This is a genomic window from Janthinobacterium sp. FW305-128 (assembly GCF_020858135.1).
Lineage (GTDB): Bacteria > Pseudomonadota > Gammaproteobacteria > Burkholderiales > Burkholderiaceae_D > Janthinobacterium.
Genome location: NZ_JACYMK010000010.1, coordinates 1 through 18,875, shown reverse-complemented (window position 1 = coordinate 18,875; position 18,875 = coordinate 1). Strand labels below are relative to the sequence as shown.

Annotated in this window: 12 protein-coding genes and 2 tRNA genes; 11 read left to right on the top strand and 3 right to left on the bottom strand. The window is 62.1% G+C overall.

All coding sequences use genetic code 11. From position 1 onward, the window contains the following. The first annotated feature begins 263 nt into the window (after nucleotides 1–263). The 8 genes from tig (at nucleotide 264) to IGS60_RS20220 (ending at nucleotide 9,569) form a co-directional block, all read left to right on the top strand. A complete protein-coding gene (gene tig, locus IGS60_RS20255) occupies nucleotides 264–1,604 on the top strand; it encodes a trigger factor (protein WP_046685568.1) in 1,341 nt (446 codons plus the stop codon). Nucleotides 1,605–1,680: 76 nt separating this feature from the next. Next, nucleotides 1,681–2,307 (top strand): ATP-dependent Clp endopeptidase proteolytic subunit ClpP, encoded by a 627-nt coding sequence (gene clpP, locus IGS60_RS20250; protein WP_034787300.1) that lies wholly within the window; start codon nucleotides 1,681–1,683, stop codon nucleotides 2,305–2,307. A gap of 199 nt (nucleotides 2,308–2,506) precedes the next feature. Then, nucleotides 2,507–3,775 (top strand): ATP-dependent Clp protease ATP-binding subunit ClpX, encoded by a 1,269-nt coding sequence (gene clpX, locus IGS60_RS20245; RefSeq protein WP_010398446.1) that lies wholly within the window; start codon nucleotides 2,507–2,509, stop codon nucleotides 3,773–3,775. 276 nt (nucleotides 3,776–4,051) lie between these two features. Beyond that, complete coding sequence (lon, locus tag IGS60_RS20240; protein WP_034751007.1) at nucleotides 4,052–6,463, top strand: endopeptidase La; 2,412 nt, start codon at nucleotides 4,052–4,054, stop codon at nucleotides 6,461–6,463. A gap of 204 nt (nucleotides 6,464–6,667) precedes the next feature. Beyond that, nucleotides 6,668–6,940, top strand: a complete 273-nt coding sequence (locus tag IGS60_RS20235) for an HU family DNA-binding protein (protein ID WP_010398442.1) — start codon at nucleotides 6,668–6,670, stop codon at nucleotides 6,938–6,940. Nucleotides 6,941–7,065: 125 nt separating this feature from the next. Then, nucleotides 7,066–7,142 (top strand) — tRNA-Asp (locus IGS60_RS20230). Nucleotides 7,143–7,159: 17 nt separating this feature from the next. Further along, nucleotides 7,160–7,236, top strand: a tRNA-Asp gene (locus IGS60_RS20225). A 410-nt stretch (nucleotides 7,237–7,646) separates the two neighbouring features. Further along, nucleotides 7,647–9,569, top strand: a complete 1,923-nt coding sequence (locus tag IGS60_RS20220; RefSeq protein WP_268994145.1) for a SurA N-terminal domain-containing protein — start codon at nucleotides 7,647–7,649, stop codon at nucleotides 9,567–9,569. 167 nt (nucleotides 9,570–9,736) lie between these two features. On the opposite strand, the gene IGS60_RS20215 is transcribed toward IGS60_RS20220, so the two are convergent. After that, nucleotides 9,737–10,426: an arylesterase gene (locus tag IGS60_RS20215; RefSeq protein ID WP_306798505.1), complete on the bottom strand. Its 690-nt coding sequence runs from the start codon at nucleotides 10,424–10,426 to the stop codon at nucleotides 9,737–9,739. 112 nt (nucleotides 10,427–10,538) lie between these two features. Here IGS60_RS20215 and IGS60_RS20210 point away from each other — a divergent pair, with 112 nt between their 5' ends. Then, nucleotides 10,539–11,186 (top strand): ABC transporter ATP-binding protein, encoded by a 648-nt coding sequence (locus tag IGS60_RS20210; RefSeq protein WP_070218863.1) that lies wholly within the window; start codon nucleotides 10,539–10,541, stop codon nucleotides 11,184–11,186. A 110-nt stretch (nucleotides 11,187–11,296) separates the two neighbouring features. On the opposite strand, the gene IGS60_RS20205 is transcribed toward IGS60_RS20210, so the two are convergent. Then, nucleotides 11,297–12,838: an NAD(P)H-hydrate dehydratase gene (locus IGS60_RS20205; protein ID WP_230505972.1), complete on the bottom strand. Its 1,542-nt coding sequence runs from the start codon at nucleotides 12,836–12,838 to the stop codon at nucleotides 11,297–11,299. A 132-nt stretch (nucleotides 12,839–12,970) separates the two neighbouring features. Between IGS60_RS20205 and IGS60_RS20200 the strand changes: the two genes are divergently transcribed. After that, on the top strand, nucleotides 12,971–16,543 hold the full coding sequence (locus tag IGS60_RS20200; RefSeq protein ID WP_230505971.1) for a hydantoinase B/oxoprolinase family protein: 3,573 nt from the start codon (nucleotides 12,971–12,973) through the stop codon (nucleotides 16,541–16,543). Here the strand turns inward: IGS60_RS20200 and IGS60_RS20195 are convergent. Next, nucleotides 16,525–17,484, bottom strand: coding sequence for an AraC family transcriptional regulator (locus tag IGS60_RS20195; RefSeq protein ID WP_230505970.1), 960 nt, complete (start codon nucleotides 17,482–17,484; stop codon nucleotides 16,525–16,527). The genes IGS60_RS20200 and IGS60_RS20195 overlap by 19 nt on opposite strands. 178 nt (nucleotides 17,485–17,662) lie before the next feature. On the opposite strand from IGS60_RS20195, the gene IGS60_RS20190 reads away from it, so the two are divergent. After that, entirely contained in the window at nucleotides 17,663–18,709 is a 1,047-nt protein-coding gene (locus tag IGS60_RS20190; RefSeq protein WP_230505969.1) for an NAD(P)-dependent alcohol dehydrogenase, read from the top strand. The last annotated feature ends 166 nt before the right edge of the window (nucleotides 18,710–18,875 follow it).

Here is an 18,875-nt window from a genome sequence, read left to right as displayed (position 1 = left end):
GATGGCCGGCCCTGCATTTACTGAGAAGCAGGGTTGGACGCTCGGAGCCCTGTCGCAGTACTGGAAGCGGCGGATTGTTTGGTGCCTGGTGCGGGGTTTTCCCTCCGCCGGGTAGACCAGGTCCATCGTCCTGTTTTCAGTGCTTTTACAGATGAATATGCGAGCGAGTGAAGCTGGACCCATGTCTTGCGCCAGTGATGGCGCAAGGGGTCGGGTCTTCTTTTCTCGCACCAACAGTGTTTATTTTTTGGACGATTTTTTACATGGCAACTGCAGTCGAAACCTTGGGCAAACTCGAACGTCGTATCACGATCTCCTTCCCGCTGACGGACGTCCGCACGGAAGTTGAGAAGCGCCTGAAAGTGCAAGCCCGTACGGCTAAGGCACCGGGCTTCCGTCCGGGCAAAGTGCCGTTGAAAATGGTCGCAGCACAATACGGCTACCAAATTGAATCCGAAGTGCTGAATGACAAAGTCGGCCGCGCGTTCAACGACGCCGCCAACGAAAACAATCTGCGCGTGGCCGGTTTCCCGAACATCGTGCCGAAAGAAGAAGCCGCCGAAGGCCAGCTGGCTTTCGACGCCACGTTCGAAGTGTATCCGGAAGTCGCCATCGGCGACCTGACGGCCGTTGAAATCGAAACCGTGCAAGCCGACGTGTCGGAAGCCGAAATCGACAAGACCATCGACATCCTGCGCAAGCAGCGCGTGCACTTCCACACCAAGGGCGAAGCTGGCGAACACGGCGACGGCGGTGAGGCTATCGCTGCCAACGGCGACCGCGTGACCGTCGACTTCGTCGGCTCGATCGACGGTGTTGAATTCCCAGGCGGCAAAGCTGAAGGCTACGCTTTCGTGCTGGGCGAAGGCCGCATGCTGCCGGAATTCGAAGCAGCGACCCTGGGCCTGAAAGTGGGCGAGTCGAAGACTTTCCCGTTGTCGTTCCCAGAGGACTACCATGGTAAAGACGTGGCCGGCAAAACCGCTTCGTTCACCATCACGCTGCAAAAGCTGGAATGGGCGCACCTGCCGGAAGTCGATGCCGAATTCGCCAAATCGCTGGGCGTTGCCGATGGCGACCTGGCCAAAATGCGCGAAGACATCAAAGTCAACCTGCAGCGCGAAGTCGCTGGCCGCGTAAAAGCACGCAACAAGGAAGCCGTCATGGACGCGCTGATCAAAGTTGCTGAGCTGGAAGTGCCAAAAACCCTGATCGCTCAGGATTCCGAGCGCCTGGCCGAAATGACCCGCCAGGACATGGCGCAGCGCGGCATGAACGTCAAGGACGTGCCTTTCCCAGCAGAACTGTTCGCGGAAAAAGCCGAGCGTCGCGTACGCCTGGGCCTGATCCTGTCGCAACTGGTGGGCGACAACAACCTGCAGGCTACGCCTGAGCAAGTCAAGGCGCAGATCGAAGACTTCGCCCAAAGCTACGAAGATCCGCGCGAAGTGCTGAAGTACTACTACAGCGACCGTCGTCGTCTGGGTGAGATCGAAGCCCTTGTATTGGAAGAAAACGTCGTCACTTACGTGTTGGGCCTGTCGAAAGTCACGACGAAAGCAGTTGCTTTCGACGAACTGATGGGAAGCAACGCACAAGCGTAAACCAGTTGGTATCCGGATGCCGCTCCCGGCCGTCAGGCCGGGGCGGCGCCCTCTAACTGCTTCACAAGGAAATGAAATGACAGGTATGAACCGTAATCCGGCGCTGGACACAGAGATGCTCGGCCTGGTGCCGATGGTGGTGGAACAAAGCGGTCGCGGCGAGCGCTCGTATGATATTTACTCGCGCCTGCTGAAGGAACGCTTGATTTTCATGGTCGGCCCGGTCAATGACCAGATGGCCAACCTGGTTGTCGCCCAGCTGCTGTTCCTGGAAAGCGAAAATCCGGAAAAGGAAATCTCGCTCTACATCAACTCGCCAGGTGGTTCGGTCTCGGCCGGCATGGCCATCTACGACACCATGCAGTTCATCAAGCCGGACGTCTCGACCCTGTGCACGGGCATGGCTGCTTCGATGGGCGCTTTCCTGCTGGCCGCTGGCGCCAAGGGCAAGCGTTTCTCGCTGCCGAACTCGCGCATCATGATTCACCAGCCGTCCGGTGGTTCGCAAGGCATGGCGTCCGACATCGAGATCCAGGCGAAGGAAATCCTTTACCTGCGCACCCGCTTGAACGGCATCATGGCCGAGCGCACGGGCCAGACGATCGAACAGATCGCCAAGGACACCGACCGCGACCGTTTCATGTCCGCCGACGAGGCCGTTGAGTATGGTTTGATCGACAAAGTGTTGACCAGCCGCGCTTGATGAGCCCCTACCGGTATTGCTAAGCAAGTAAGTAAACGCCCGGGCGATCAAACGTTCGGGCGTTTCGCTTTTATTTCGGGTAGCATGGAGCTTGTGCACGTTGTTGACTTGCGCCATGGGTAGCTGCCTTTCCGGCAACTACCGCACTCCGGCTTGCGATTTTGCAATATTGTTAATGCAGTTCCAACCAAAATGCCTTATGTCAGACAAAAAATCCTCTAGCGGCGAAAAATTACTGTATTGCTCGTTCTGCGGCAAAAGCCAGCACGAGGTGAAGAAACTCATCGCCGGCCCGTCCGTGTTCATTTGCGACGAGTGTATCGACCTGTGCAACGACATCATCCGTGATGAAACGTCGAGCATCGAGACGGTGACCGGTACCAAATCCGACCTGCCGACGCCGCAAGAAATTGCCGCCTTGCTCGATCAGTACGTGATCGGCCAGCAGACTGCCAAGCGCATCCTGTCGGTGGCGGTGTACAACCATTACAAGCGCCTCAAGCACCTGGGCAAGAAAGACGACATCGAACTGGCCAAGAGCAACATCTTGCTGGTCGGTCCTACCGGCTCGGGCAAGACCCTGCTGGCACAGACCCTGGCGCGCATGCTCAACGTGCCGTTCGTGATCGCCGACGCCACCACCCTGACCGAAGCCGGTTACGTGGGCGAGGACGTGGAAAACATCATCCAGAAGCTGCTGCAAAGCTGCAACTATGACGTCGAGAAAGCCCAGCGCGGCATCGTCTACATCGATGAAATCGACAAGATTTCGCGCAAGTCCGACAATCCGTCCATCACGCGCGACGTGTCGGGCGAGGGCGTGCAGCAAGCCTTGTTGAAACTCATCGAAGGCACGATGGCGTCCGTGCCGCCACAAGGCGGCCGCAAGCATCCGAACCAGGATTTCGTGCAGATCGACACGACCAACATCATGTTCATCTGCGGCGGCGCCTTTGACGGCCTGTCGAAAGTGATCGCCAACCGTTCCGAAAAGAGCGGCATCGGCTTCTCGGCCACGGTGCGCAGCAAGTCGCAAAGCTCGGCCAGCGAACTGATGTTGCAAGCGGAGCCGGAAGATCTGGTCAAGTTCGGCCTGATCCCGGAACTGGTCGGCCGTCTGCCCGTCATCGCCACCCTGGCGGAATTGACGGAAGAGGCGCTGATCCAGATCCTCGTCGAGCCGAAGAATGCGCTGATCAAGCAGTATTCGAAGCTGCTCGAGATGGAAGGCGCGGAACTGGAGATTCGTCCGGCCGCCCTGCATGCGATCGCCAAGAAGGCGCTGGCGCGCAAGACCGGTGCCCGTGGCCTGCGTTCCATCCTGGAACATGCTTTGCTGGACGTCATGTACGAACTGCCGAGCGAACAAAATGTGGTGAAGGTCGTCATCGACGAAAATACCATCACCAGTGGCGCCAAACCTTTGTTGATTTATCAAGAGACTGCCAAGGCCTCCGGAGAAAATTGATTACTGCCGAGACAAATGCATAAAAAGGATTTTGATTCCTTAATGCATGGCAGTACAATTTAAATCAATGAGTGCAGGCTTCAATCGGAAAGCCACTCGCGGCGCTTAGCTGCGCGTGGCTTTTTTACTGTGAAAACTGCATTTATTACCGTCATGCGGGTGTGTTTTGCGAAATAGACAGAAAAATGTTTGTTTCACAGAATTATTTATTCTCGCCGGTCTTGTGTTTTGGCAGCGAGCGCCAACATCGTAAACACGCTTTCTATAAGGTACGCCATGACAACTTCCAAATTAACTGAGCAAACTCAACTGCCGTTATTGCCGTTGCGGGATGTCGTCGTTTTCCCGCATATGGTGATACCGCTGTTCGTTGGCCGTCCAAAGTCGATCAAGGCGCTGGAAGCTGCGATGGAGCAGGGCAAGAGCATCATGCTTGCCGCTCAAAAAGCAGCCGCGAAGGACGAGCCGTCTCCTTCGGATATCTATGAAATTGGCTGTGTTGCCAATATTCTGCAAATGCTGAAGCTGCCCGATGGCACCGTCAAGGTGCTGGTCGAAGGCGCGCAGCGTGCCCGTATCAACCACATCAGCGATGCGCCGACGCACTTTATCGCCGACCTGACGCCGCTCGAGTCCGAGCCGGGCGACGAGTCGGAAGTCGAAGCCATGCGCCGCGCGATCGTGCAGCAGTTCGACCAGTACGTCAAACTGAACAAAAAGATCCCGCCGGAAATCCTGGCATCCTTGTCGGGCATCGACGATGCCGGCCGCCTGGCCGACACGGTGGCTGCGCATCTGCCCCTGAAACTGGAGCAAAAACAAGTCATCCTGGAAATTTTCAGCGTGGCCAAGCGCCTCGAGCACCTGCTGGGCCAGCTGGAAGGCGAGCTCGACATCCTGCAGGTGGAAAAACGCATCCGCGGCAGAGTCAAGCGCCAGATGGAAAAGTCGCAGCGCGAGTACTACCTGAACGAGCAAGTCAAGGCGATCCAGAAAGAACTGGGCGAGGGCGAAGATGGTGCCGACCTCGACGAGCTGGAGAAAAAAGTCGCTTCGGCCAAGATGCCGAAGGAAGCGCTCGACAAGGCCACCAACGAGTTGAAAAAACTCAAGCTGATGTCGCCGATGTCGGCCGAAGCCACCGTTGTGCGCAACTACATCGACACCCTCGTCAACTTGCCTTGGAAAAAGAAATCCAAGGTCAATAACGACCTGTCGAATGCGGAAAAAGTGCTCGAAGGCGACCATTACGGCCTCGACAAGGTCAAGGAACGCATCCTGGAATACCTCGCGGTGCAACAGCGCGTCGACAAGCTCAAAGCGCCTATCCTGTGCTTCGTCGGTCCTCCGGGCGTCGGCAAGACCTCGCTGGGCCAGTCCATCGCCCGCGCGACGAACCGCAAGTTCGTGCGCATGGCCCTGGGCGGCGTGCGCGACGAAGCCGAGATCCGCGGCCACCGCCGCACCTATATCGGCTCGATGCCGGGCAAGATCTTGCAATCGCTGTCGAAAGTCGGCGTGCGCAATCCTTTGTTCCTGCTCGATGAAGTCGACAAGATGGGCGCCGATTTCCGTGGCGATCCTTCGTCGGCCCTGCTGGAAGTGTTGGACCCGGAACAGAACCACACGTTCTCCGACCATTACATCGAAGTCGATTTCGACCTCTCCGACGTGATGTTCGTGGCCACGTCGAACTCGTACAACATTCCGCCAGCCTTGCTTGACCGCATGGAAGTGATCCGTCTGTCCGGTTACACGGAAGATGAAAAGACCAGCATCGCGCAGCGTTACCTGCTGCCGAAGCAGATCAAGAACAATGGCTTGAAGGAAGAGGAAATCTCGGTGGCCGAGTCGGCCTTGCGCGACATCATCCGCTACTACACGCGGGAAGCCGGTGTGCGTTCGCTCGAGCGTGAAGTGTCGAAGATCTGCCGCAAGGTGGTCAAGATGCTGCTGCTGAAGAAATCCGACAAGAAAGTCATCGTCAACTCGAAGAACCTGGACAAGTTCCTTGGCGTGCGCCGCTATGATTTCGGTGTCGCAGAGAAAGAAAACCAGGTGGGCCAGGTGGTCGGTCTGGCATGGACGGAAGTGGGCGGCGATCTGCTGACCATCGAAGCCGTGTCGATGCCGGGCAAGGGCGGCATCATCCGCACGGGTACGCTAGGCGACGTCATGAAAGAGTCGATCGAGGCAGCCCGCACGGTGGTGCGCAGCCGGGCACAGCGCCTGGGCATCAAGGCGGACGTGTTCGAGAAGAGCGACATCCACATCCACGTGCCGGAAGGCGCGACACCGAAGGACGGTCCTTCGGCTGGCGCGGCCATGACGGTGGCGATGGTGTCGGTCTTCACGGGCATTCCCGTGCGCGCCGACGTGGCGATGACGGGCGAGATCACCTTGCGCGGCGAAGTGTTGCCGATCGGCGGCCTGAAGGAAAAGCTGCTGGCAGCGCATCGCGGCGGCATCAAGACGGTCCTGATTCCAGAGCAGAATGTGAAAGACCTGGCCGATATTCCGGACAACGTCAAGAACAAACTGGAGATCGTGCCCGTGCGCTGGATCGACAAAGTGCTGGAAATCGCCCTCGAACGCATGCCTGAAGCGTTGGCGGACGTCGCTGCGGTGGAGGCTGTCACGGCCGCCGCGGCCAAGCCTGACGCGGCCGGCGAGGTAGTAAAACACTAACGTTTTACCCCTGTTTTCCCCAAACAAGCGCTTTTAGAGCGCTTGTTTTATATTGAAACGTGAATTGCGCCCCCAAAGCGCTTGACACATATACAGTGTGGCTTGTTTAATACGCCTGCACATTTTTTTCGCCGGACAGCTGTGGTGCCAAAAGTGCCGCAACGATACGGTAAACGTTTTATACCTTTGTAATTGGGGATGCTAGTGAACAAGACTGAATTGATCGACCACATTGCTGAAAAAGCTGACATTTCCAAAGCCGCCGCTGCGCGCGCACTCGACGCTGTTATCGGCGGCGTGACGGAAACTTTGAAAAACAACGACAGCGTAACGCTGGTTGGTTTTGGCACTTTCTCGGTCAGCGAACGCGCTGAACGTACCGGCCGCAATCCGCGTACCAAAGAAGCGATCACGATCGAAGCAGCAAAAGTTCCAAAATTTAAAGCTGGTAAAGCTTTGAAGGATGCTGTAAACTAACGGACTTCGGTGAGGTGACAATCACCGGAAACATTTGGCGGCGCCTTCGGGTGCCGCGATTTCAAGGTTGACGTTCTGCGAATTGCAGCCTTGAATGCAAATGCAAGCAGTACTGTGTATTTTTCGGAGTGGTAGTTCAGTTGGTTAGAATGCCGGCCTGTCACGTCGGAGGTCGCGGGTTCGAGTCCCGTCCGCTCCGCCAAAAAAATACGCTCTTAAGGAGTGGTAGTTCAGTTGGTTAGAATACCGGCCTGTCACGTCGGGGGTCGCGGGTTCGAGTCCCGTCCGCTCCGCCAGAATATAGAAGCCCGCGCTGCTGAATAAGTAGCGCGGGTTTTTCTTTTTCAGCACCAGATTATCTCGGTGCGCCGTCTTTTAGAATCCCGTCCTGCCGTTTTGAATAAAACGCACCTCGATTTAAATCCGCTTTAAGCTGCGCCCGGTTTAATGCCTGGGTCGGCGCCTTGCCGTTCAGGCGGCGCCAGGGCAGGGCGCGCGCCCTGATTTACCCTTGCTATAGCGCTATGGGCATTGTAGAATCAGGAGATAATGGCTTGGGCGTCAGAATCCTGCTTTAGTTCCAGCGCCAAGTTGTTGAATCTAAAGGGGAAGTGGACATCTGTCCCGTCCATTCCGCCGAAGAAATCAAGGCGAACGCATGTTCGCCTTTTTTTATAGTGATCCACTCATCCCGAATTGGCTGACCATGTTTGAATTTATTCGTACCCATCGACGCTTGATGCAGTTTCTTCTGATGCTGGTCATCGTCCCGTCTTTTGCACTGGTCGGTATCAGCGGCTACCAAAGCTTCGGCGATGGCGCGAACACCATCGCCAAGGTCGGCGACCAGGTCGTTACGCAGCAGCAATATGAAGAAGCGCAACGCCAGCAGATCGACCGCTACCGCCAGATGATGGGCGAGCAGTTCGACCAGAAAATGTTTGACACGCCGGAAGCCCGCAAGAGCATCCTCGACAACCTGATCGCCGAGCGCGCCGTGGCCGCCGAAGTGGGCCGTAGCCGCCTGGTCATCAGCGATGCCGTGCTGCAAAAGGAAGTGCTGGAAATCCCAGGCTTGACCTTGCCGGACGGTAAATTCGACCTGGAACGCTACAAGGCCATGCTGGCCGCCCAAGGCATGTCCCCACAGCAATACGATGCGCGCCGCCGCAGCGACCTGGCCCTGCAGCAACTGGCCGGCGCCGTGCAAGGCACGGCCTTCGCGCCGAACACCGTCTCCAAGCGCCTGTCCGACATCACCTCGGAAGAGCGTGAAGTGCAGGAACTGCTGCTGCCGATCGCCCAGTACGTGCCGGAAGTCAAAGTGACGGACGCCATGATCAAGGCCTTCTATGATAAGAACAGCAAGTTCTTCGAAATCCCGGAACAAGCCAAGATCGAATACGTCGTGCTCGACGACAGCGCTGCGGGCGAGCAAGTCGACGTCAGCGACGCTGACGTGACTGCCTACTACGCGAAGAACCAGAAAGCCTACACGACGCCAGAAGCGCGCCAGGCCAGCCACATCCTGGTCGCCGTCAAGAAAGATGCATCGGCCGCCGACAAGGCCGCCGCCAAGGCCAAGGCCGAAGCGATCCTGGCGGAAGTACGCAAGGCGCCTGCCAGCTTCGCCGCCGTGGCGAAAGCCAAGTCGGAAGATCCGGCATCCGCCGAACAGGGCGGCGATCTGGGCATGATCGGCAAGGATGGCTTGCCGGCACCGTTGCTGAGCGCTGTAAGCAAGCTCAAGCAAGGCGAAATCAGCGACGTCGTCGCTTCCGATTTCGGCTACCACATCCTGACCGTCACCTCGCTCAAGCCGCAGCACGTGCGTGCGCTGGACGAAGTACGCGGCGAAATCACGGCCGACCTGCGCAAGCAATTTGCTGCCAAGAAATACTCGGAAATGGCGGAAACGTTCACCAACACGGTCTACGAGCAATCGGACAGCCTGAAACCGGTGGCCGACAAGCTGAAGCTGAAAGTGGAAACCGCCGCCAACCTGTCGCGCACGCCGTCGCCGGCACTGGGCAAGGCGCCGTTCAACAACGCCAAGTTCCTCACCGCCATCTTCTCGAACGACTCGCTGAAAGACAAGCGCAACACGGAAGCCGTCACCGTCGCGCCGAACGTGCTGATCGCCGGCCGCGTGGTGGAATTCAAGCCCGCCTCGAAGCGTCCGCTGGCCGAAGTCGAAGCGATGATCCGTCAGCGCGTGACCATGGAAGAAGCGGAAAAGCTGGCCAAGAAAGCGGGCGAGACCAAGCTGGCCGCCTTGAAAGCCTCGGGTGATGCGAGCGGTTTCGGCGCAGCGCAATGGGTGTCGCGCAGCAAGCTCGACGGCATCAACCGCGCCGCCATCGCGCAAGTCATGAAGGCGGACACGAGCAAGCTGCCAGCGTACGTGGGCGTGGACTTGCCAGCCCTGGGCTACGGCATCTACCGCATCGCCAAGGTGCAGCAGCCGGCGCAAGTGGACGCGGCGCGCCGCCAGCAAGAGAAAGACCAGATCAGCGGCATCCTGGCGCAACAGGAAATGTTCGACTACGTCGAATACCTGAAAGCCAAGGCCAAGGTGAAGATCGTCAAACCGGTCACCGCACCAGCGGCCCCAGCGCCGGCACCGTAAGATTTAGTTTCCACGCATAAAAATAGCCGCTCTTGAGCGGCTATTTTTTTGTCTGTGAGTCGGGAACTTTATTTAACCCACCGGCGTAAGACTGGGGTCGGACCCTCAGGGTCCGACCCCGGCAGTTCGGCCTTAGGGGTGAAAATTGAGTGAGCTTATGAACCGGCTTACTTCGCCCCCAGCAACGGCGCCAGCCGCGGCCAGATGTTTTTCAGGATGGTCGGGTGCGCCTTCGCATTCGGGTGCATGCGGTCGGCCTGGAACAGCTGCGGCTGGTCGGCGATGCCTTCGAACATGAAGGGCACCAGCGGCGCCTTCCATTCCTTGGCTAGCTTGCCGTACACGCCATAAAACTGCTCGCCATAGGCGCGGCCATAGTTGGGCGGCATGCGCATGCCCACCAGTACCACCTGCGCGCCCGATTTTTTTGCCGCTTCGCCCATGGCGCGCAGATTCGCTTCGGCGGCCGCCACAGGCAAGCCGCGCAAGCCGTCGTTGGCGCCCAGTTCGATCAGCACGACATCGGGCTGGTGCTTGGCCAGCAGCGCGGGCAGGCGGGCGCGGCCGCCGCTGGTGGTCTCGCCGCTGATGCTGGCGTTGACGATGCGCGTGTCGTTCTTTTGCGCTTGCAGCCGCTGTTCCAGCAGCGCCACCCAGCCAGTACCGCGTGCCAGCCCATACTCGGCCGAGAGACTATCGCCGAGCACCAGCAGCGTTTTTGGTGCAGAATAGGCGTTCGTCATGCTCGATACCAGCAGCAGGGCTGCCGCAGGAAGCAGGGACAGCGTGCGCCGCCGCAGGCGGTTGCCGCCCTTGATACTTATTTGTTCACGAAATTTTTTAAGATAGATCAGCATGCCCGAATTCCCTAAAGCGACTTCCACCAGTTTTCTCCCGTCCGACGCGGCGGCCCAGCGGCCCGCCACACTCAACAGTCAAAACAGCCAAAATGCCCGGCCGGCCATCGAAGTGGTCCAGCTGGCCAAGCGCGTACCCGATGCCGATGGTGAGCTGACCATCCTGCATCAAGTCGATTTTACCGTGCAAACGGCGGAGACGCTGGCCATCGTCGGCGCCTCCGGGTCCGGCAAGTCCACCTTGCTGGGTTTGCTGGCGGGACTGGACACGCCCAGCGACGGCAAGGTGGTACTCGACGGTACCGATATCTTCGCCCTCGACGAAGACGGCCGCGCCGGTTTCCGCAAGGAAAAGCTCGGTTTCGTGTTTCAGTCCTTCCAGCTGCTGGCCCACCTGACGGCGCTGGAAAACGTCATGCTGCCGCTGGAATTGCGGGGCGACCCCGATGCGAAGGAAAAGGCGCAAGCCATGCTGGGCAGAGTCAACCTGGGCAGCCGCCTGAAACACTATCCGAAATACCTGTCCGGCGGCGAGCAGCAGCGCGTGGCCCTGGCCCGCGCGTTCGTGACGGAGCCGCCGCTGCTGTTTGCCGATGAACCGACGGGCAGCCTGGACGCCGCCACGGGCGAGGCCGTGATCCAGCTGATGTTCGAGCTGAACCGTGAACGGGGTTCGACCCTGGTGCTCGTCACGCACGACAGTTCAATTGCGGCCCGTTGCGGCCGCACCATCACGATTGCGGCGGGCAGGCTGGTGTGATTGCTGGTGGTGATTGTCGGATTACGCGCTGCGCGCTAATCCGACCTACCCGACTTCCGGGCCGTAGGTTGGATTAGCGCAGCGTAATCCAACGCCACCACACCGCATGCCTATGCCGACAAAGCATTGATCAAGCTGCGTATCGCCGGGATCAATTCCCCCGCCGTCAAGCCGATCGGGCCGCTGCCTGCCGCCACCAGCGCATCGGCCGCCGCGCCGTGCAGCCAGACGGCGCCGAGCGCCGCTTCCCATTCCGGCCAGCCCTGGGCCAGCAGGCTGCCGCACAGGCCGGACAGCACGTCGCCCGTGCCGGCCGTCGCCAGGGCGGGGCCGCCCGTGTTGTTGACGACCACCTGGCCATCGGGCGCGGCGATCACCGTGCCCGACCCTTTCAATACGACGATCACGCCCAGCTGCGTGGCCAGCTGGCGCGCCGCGCCCAGGCGGTCGGCCTGCACCTCGGCGACTGTCATGTCGAGCAGCCGGGCCGCTTCCAGCGGATGCGGCGTCAATATCGTCGCGCCCGCGCCCGTGCGCACGGCCAGCGCCGATTGCAGCTCCGGTTCGGCCGCCATCAGGTTCAGCGCATCGGCATCGAGCAGCAGCGGGCTGTCGCTGTCAATGGCACGCTGCAGCAGTTCCACCGTATCGGCGTCGTCGCCCAGGCCCGGCCCCGCCACCAGCGCGGCAAAGTGCAGGCCCGAGAAATCCACGTCTTCGGCGCGGCGGCACATCAGTTCAGGCTGGCCGCTGTCGAAGGCGGGCGGTGCATCGGGAAACGCGATGTAGACTCTTCCCGCGCCCGCATGCAGGGCCGTGCGGGCCGCCAGGATGGGCGCGCCGGCCATGCCTTGCGCGCCGCCGATGACGGCCACGCTGCCGTAGCTGCCCTTGTGCGTATTTTGCCGGCGCGGCTGCAACTGGCGCGCGAACAGGTGCAGGCCGCCCAGCTGGGCCCTGGCTTCGGGCAGCAGGGACGGATCGATGGCCAGCGCCGCCACTTCCACTTCGCCCGCGTAGTCGCGGCCATTCGCCGTGTGCAGGCCCGGCTTGTCGCCGATGAAGGTGAGCGTGTGCGTGGCGCGGATGGCGACGCCGTCGATGGCGCCCGTGTCCGCGTGCAGTCCGCTGGGCACGTCGAGCGCCAGCACGGGACAGTCGAGCTTGTTGACCAGCTGCGCCATGTCGCGGCATTCGCCTTCCAGCGGGCGCGACGCGCCGATGCCGAACAGTCCATCGATCACGAGGTCCCACGGCGCGGCGCCCACGGCGGCCGAGGCCATGCTGGTCGTCGCTTCCATGCAGCGCGCCGCGCTGTTGCGCGCGCGGCTCAGGGCCTGTTCGCGTTCGGGCGACGTGGCCGGTGCTTCGGGCGCCAGCCAGACGAGCACTTCGAGGCCGCTGCCGGCCAGGTGCGCGGCCGCTTCCAGCGCATCGCCGCCATTGTCGCCGGGGCCGGCCAGCACCAGTACGCGCCGGTGGCCCGCGTCGCCGTCTTCCTGCGCGTGCAGCAGCTTCAGGGCGGCGCTGGCGGCGGCCTGGCCCGCGCGCTGCATCAGCAGCCCTTGCGGCAGGTCGCGCATGGCCGCTTGTTCGATGGCGCGCAGTTCGGCGATGGCGTACAGCGGTGTTGCAGAGTCGATCAGGGTCATGGAGCGTATTCCGTTAGTCAGCATGTCTTCAACATAAGGCCGAAGCGGGTGAAAGGCAAGGCGCGCACGCCTGAAACGCGTCCCTGTTTGGCGGCTACAATAGCCATCTCACATAAGCACGGGGGCAGGACGATGGACTGGCAATTCTGGATCGACCGGGGCGGCACTTTTACCGACATCGTGGCGCGCCGTTCTGACGGCAGCCTGGCCACGCACAAGCTGCTGTCGGAGAATCCGGGCCAGTACCGCGACGCGGCGCTGGCCGGCATGCGCCAGCTGATGGGCGTTGCGCCCGGCGCGCCGCTGCCCGTCGAGCAGGTGGGCGCCATCAAGATGGGCACGACGGTGGCGACCAATGCGCTGCTCGAACGCAAGGGCGAGCCCACCGTGCTGGCCATCACGCGCGGTTTTCGCGACGCCTTGCGCATCGCCTACCAGAACCGCCCGCAGCTGTTTGCGCGCCAGATCCTCCTGCCGGAACTGCTGTACGGCGACGTGATCGAGATCGATGAACGCCTGGGCGCCCATGGCGAGGTGGTGACGCCGCTCGACGAGGCGGCTGCCCGCACCGCGCTGGCACACGCGCATGCGCGCGGCGTGCGCGCCATCGCCATCGTGCTGATGCACGGCTACCGCTACCACGCGCACGAGGCGCGGCTGGCGCAGCTGGCGCGCGAAACGGGCTTTACGCAGGTGTCCGTGTCGCACGAGGTCAGCCCCATGATGAAACTGGTGGCGCGCGGCGACACCACCGTCGTTGACGCCTATCTGTCGCCGATCCTGCGCCGCTACGTCGACCAGCTGGCGATGGAGCTCCCCGGCGTGCACCTGCAATTCATGCAGTCGAACGGCGGCTTGACGGATGCGCGCGCCTTCCAGGGCAAGGACAGCATTTTGTCCGGCCCCGCCGGCGGCATCGTCGGCATGGTGCGCGCCAGCGCGCTGGCCGGTTTCGACAAGGTCATCGGCTTCGACATGGGCGGCACGTCCACCGACGTGTCCCATTACGCGGGCGAGTTCGAGCGCGTGTTCGAGACGCAGATCGCCGGCGTGCGCATGCGCGCTCCGATGATGAGCATCCACACGGTGGCCGCCGGCGGCGGCTCCATCCTGCATTTCGACGGCGCCCGCTACAAGGTGGGGCCGGACAGCGCGGGCGCCAATCCCGGCCCCGCCAGCTACCGGCGCGGCGGCCCGCTGGCCGTCACCGACTGCAACGTCATGCTGGGCAAGCTGCAGCCCGCCTTCTTCCCCCGCGTCTTCGGCCCCGACGCCGATGAAGCGCTGGATGCGGCCACGGTGCGCGCCCAGTTTGAAGCGCTGGCGCGCACGGTGGACTCGACGCCGGAACAGGTGGCCGAAGGTTATATTGCCATCGCCGTAGGCAATATGGCCAACGCCATCAAGCAGATTTCCGTGCAGCGGGGCCACGACGTCACCGACTATACGCTCACCAGCTTTGGCGGCGCGGGCGGCCAGCATGCCTGCCTCGTGGCCGACGCGCTGGGCATGCGCACGGTCTTCATCCACAGCCTGGCGGGCGTGATGTCGGCCTACGGCATGGGCCTGGCCGACCAGAGCGCCATGCGCGAACGGGCCATCGAGGCGGCCCTGGGCGTGGACCTGGCGCGCCATTTCGAGACCTTGGGCGCGCAGGCGCGCGACGACTTGCTGCGCCAGGGCGTGGAAGGGGAGCGCATCGTGCTCGTGCATCGCGTGCACCTGCGCTACGAAGGCACGGATACGGCCCTCGTCGTGCTGTTCGATACGGCCGCCGGCATGCAGGCGCAATTCGAAGCGGCCTACAAAAAACGCTTTTCCTTTTTGATGCCGGCGCGCGCCCTGATCGTCGAAGCCATTTCCGTGGAAGCCATCGGCGCGTCCGATGCGCCGGAACCGGCCGCGCCCGCGTATGCGCCCCGTGAAGGCGCGCTGGCGCCCGTGCAGACGGTGGCCATGTACTGCGCCGGCGCGTGGCGCGACAGCAGCCTGTATGGGGCGGACAGCCTGCGGCCCGGCGATACTATCGACGGCCCGGCCATCGTCAGCGACGCCAATGCCACCACCGTGATCGAGCCGGGCTGGCGCGCCGAAGTGACGGCGCACGGCCATTTGATCTTGCGCAGAGTCGTCGCGGTGCCGGAGCGTGTCGCCATCGGGACCAATGCCGACCCCGTGATGCTGGAAATTTTCAACAACCTGTTCATGTCGATCGCCGAGCAGATGGGCCTGCGCCTGCAGAACACGGCCCATTCCGTCAACATCAAGGAGCGGCTCGATTTCAGCTGCGCCATCTTCGACGCCCAGGGCCACCTGATCGCCAATGCGCCGCACATGCCCGTGCACCTCGGTTCCATGGGCGAGAGCATCCGCACCGTCATGACGCGCAATGCGGGCGCCATGCGGCCCGGCGACGTCTTCATGCTGAACGACCCGTATCACGGCGGCACGCATTTGCCCGACGTGACGGTCATTTCCCCCGTGTTTGACGAAGCGGGCGACGCCATCCTGTTCTATGTCGGTTCGCGCGGCCACCATGCCGATATCGGCGGCACCACGCCCGGCTCCATGCCGCCCGATTCCACGCGCATCGAGGAAGAGGGCGTGTTGATCGACAATTTCAAGCTGGTCGACGGCGCCACCGGTTTGCTGCGCGAAGCGGAAACCCTGGCCCTGCTGGCGGGCGCCAGCTGGCCGGCGCGCAACCCGCAGCAGAATTTGGCCGACCTGCGCGCCCAGGTGGCGGCCAACCAGAAGGGGGCCGACGAACTGCATAACATGGTCGCGCATTTCGGCTTGCCTGTCGTGCAAGCCTACATGGGCCACGTGCAGGACAATGCCGAGGAAGCCGTGCGCCGGGTCATCACCACTTTGAAGGATGGCAGCTACGCGCTGGACCTGGATAACGGCGCGCGCGTCCAGGTGGCGATCAAGGTGGACGTGGCGCAGCGCAGCGCCGTCATCGACTTCACGGGGACGTCCGTCCAGCTGCCGAACAATTTCAATGCGCCGTCCGCCGTCTGCATGGCGGCCGTGCTGTACGTGTTCCGTACCCTCGTCGACGACGAGATACCGCTCAATGCGGGCTGCCTGAAGCCCTTGACCGTGGTCATCCCGCCCGGCTCCATGCTCAATCCGCAGTACCCGGCCTCCGTCGTCTCGGGCAACGTGGAAACCTCGACCTGCATCACCAACGCCCTGTACGGCGCGCTGGGGGCGATGGCCGCCTCGCAAGGCACGATGAACAATTTCACGTTCGGCAGCGAGCAATATCAGTATTACGAGACGATATCGGGCGGCTCGGGCGCCGGTCCCGGCTTCGACGGCACGGACGTGGTGCAGACGAACATGACCAATTCGCGCCTGACGGACCCGGAAATCCTCGAATGGCGCTTCCCCGTGCGGCTCGACAGCTACAGCATCCGTCCCGGTTCCGGCGGCGCGGGGCGCTGGCACGGCGGCAATGGCGGCGTGCGCCGGGTGCGTTTCCTTGAGCCGATGACGGCGGCCATCCTGTCGAACAACCGCATTATTCCGCCGTTCGGCATGGACGGCGGCGAGGCGGGCGCGCTGGGACGCAACTACGTCGAGCGCGCGGATGGCACGGTGGAGCAGCTGGCGCATATCGGCAAGACCGCCATGCAGCCTGGCGACGTGTTCGTCATCGAGACGCCGGGCGGCGGCGGCTACGGCAAGACGGAATAGGCCAGGTCAGCGCTGGCACTGGCTCCGCTCAGCTGCGCGCGCACCTGACCCACGTCGCGCATGGGCGCGCGGCCGAACTGGCGGCTGTATTCGCGGCTGAACTGCGACTCGCTGGCGTAGCCGACGCGGTAGCCGGCCGTGCCCGCGTCGATCTGCTCGACCAGCATGAGGCGCCGCGCCTCCTGCAGGCGCAGCAGCTTCTGGTACTGCATCGGCGTCATGGCCGTAATCGCCTTGAAGTGGTGGTGCAGCGACGACATGCTCATGTTCGCCATGCCGGCCAGGTGCTCGATGCGCAGCGGCTGCGCGTAGTGGTGCTTGATCCAGTCGATGGCTTGCGCCACCTGGTGCGACTGGCTGCTGGCCAGCGCCATGTGGCGCAGGCGCGCGCCGACGGGACCGTTCAGCAGGCGGTAGGTTAGTTCGCGGCGGATCAAGGGCGCCAAGGTGGCGATTTCCTCCGGCTTGTCGAGCAGGCGCACGAGGCGCAGCATGGCGTCGAGCAGTTCGGCCGACACGTCGCTGACGGAAATGCCGCGCGTGGCGGGCAGGATTTTCTGCTGCGCCGCGCCGGCTGCGCCGCTGGCGCTTTCGCTGTCGAGCAGCGCGGCCACGTCGGCGATGTCGATGCCCAGCACCACGCACAGGTGTGGCTGCTCCACGCTCGCCTCCACCACGCGCACCTGCACGGGCAGGTCGACGGACGTCAGCAGATACTGCATGCGGCTGTAGTGGAAGGTTTCGCTGCCCAGGGTGACGTCCTTCGCGCCCTGCGCGATGATGGCCACGCTGGGGCGCGCTGCATGGAACAGCGATTCGGTGACGGACGACTGGCGGTGGAACGTCAGGTTGCCGATGGCCGTCGTGAAGTCGCCCGTGCGCGGCGCGTGGCGGATGATCAGGGCGGCGATTTCATCTTGCGGAGTAAGTGGCGTGGGCATGGAGGTCAGTATGCGTGAGGCGAGGGAGGGCAGGGGCTGATCTTACGCAGATTTGGAGGATCGTGCAAAGGTCTTGCAGGATCGCGGTAACGGCGGACGGGCATCTCGGGCACACTTGTGCAATCGCATGCACGGCACGCGTCACCCCTCGCCACACATTACAGATACAGGAGTTTTCATGACCACCATCGCCAAAGGCTACGCCGCACTGGGCCCGACTTCCGCACTGCAACCGTTCACGTTCGAGCGCCGCGCCCCGCGCGAAGACGACGTGGCCATCTCGATCAAATACTGCGGCGTGTGCCATTCCGACATCCACCAGGCGCGCGACGAATGGGGCGGCGCTGCCTTCCCCATGGTGCCCGGCCATGAAATCGCCGGCGTCGTCACGGCCGTCGGCGCCAATGTGACCAAGTTCAAGGTGGGCGACCACGTGGGCGTGGGCTGCTTCGTCGATTCCTGCACCACCTGCAAGACGCGCAACGTGGACCTGGAACAGTACATGCCAGGCCTGATCCAGACCTACAACGGCCTGGAAGCGGACGGCAAGACGGCTACGCAGGGCGGTTACTCGGACAGCATCGTCGTCAAGGAAGGCTATGTGCTGTCGATTCCCGACAACCTGCCGCTGGACGCGGCCGCGCCGCTGCTGTGCGCCGGCATCACGCTGTATTCGCCGCTGAACCACTGGAAGGCCGGCCCCGGCAAGCAGGTCGCCATCCTGGGCATGGGCGGCCTGGGCCACATGGGCGTCAAGATCGCCCACGCCATGGGCGCCGAAGTGACGGTGCTGAGCCAGACCCTGTCGAAGCGCGAAGACGGCCTGCGCCTGGGCGCCGACCACTACTACGCCACCAACGACGCGGAAACGTTCAGCAAATTGGCCGGCACGTTTGATCTGATCATCTGCACGGTGGGCGCGGCCATTGACTGGAACCAGTACATCAACCTGCTGAAAGTCGATGGCAACATGGTCATCGTCGGCATCCCGGACGGCGCCGTGCCGCCCGTGAACGCCTTCGGCCTGGTGGGCGCGCGCCGCAGCCTGTCCGGCTCCATGATCGGCTCGATCAAGGAAACCCAGGAAATGCTGGACTTCTGCGGCAAGCATAATATCGTGTCCGACATCGAGATCATCCGCATCCAGGATATCAATGAAGCGTTCGAGCGCGTCGTCAAGAGCGATGTGCGGTACCGCTTCGTCATCGACATGGCATCCCTCTAACACCCGGCGCGCCCGTGTTTGTTGGATTACGCGCTTTGCGCTAATCCAACCTACGCCTGTCCAGCGGTCCGGTTCGTCTGATTAGTGCGGTAGATACTGTTATCCCCGTCAAGCGGCGTGCAAGGCCGGATCAAATATTTTTCCCGACCTGAGCACGCCGAATGCC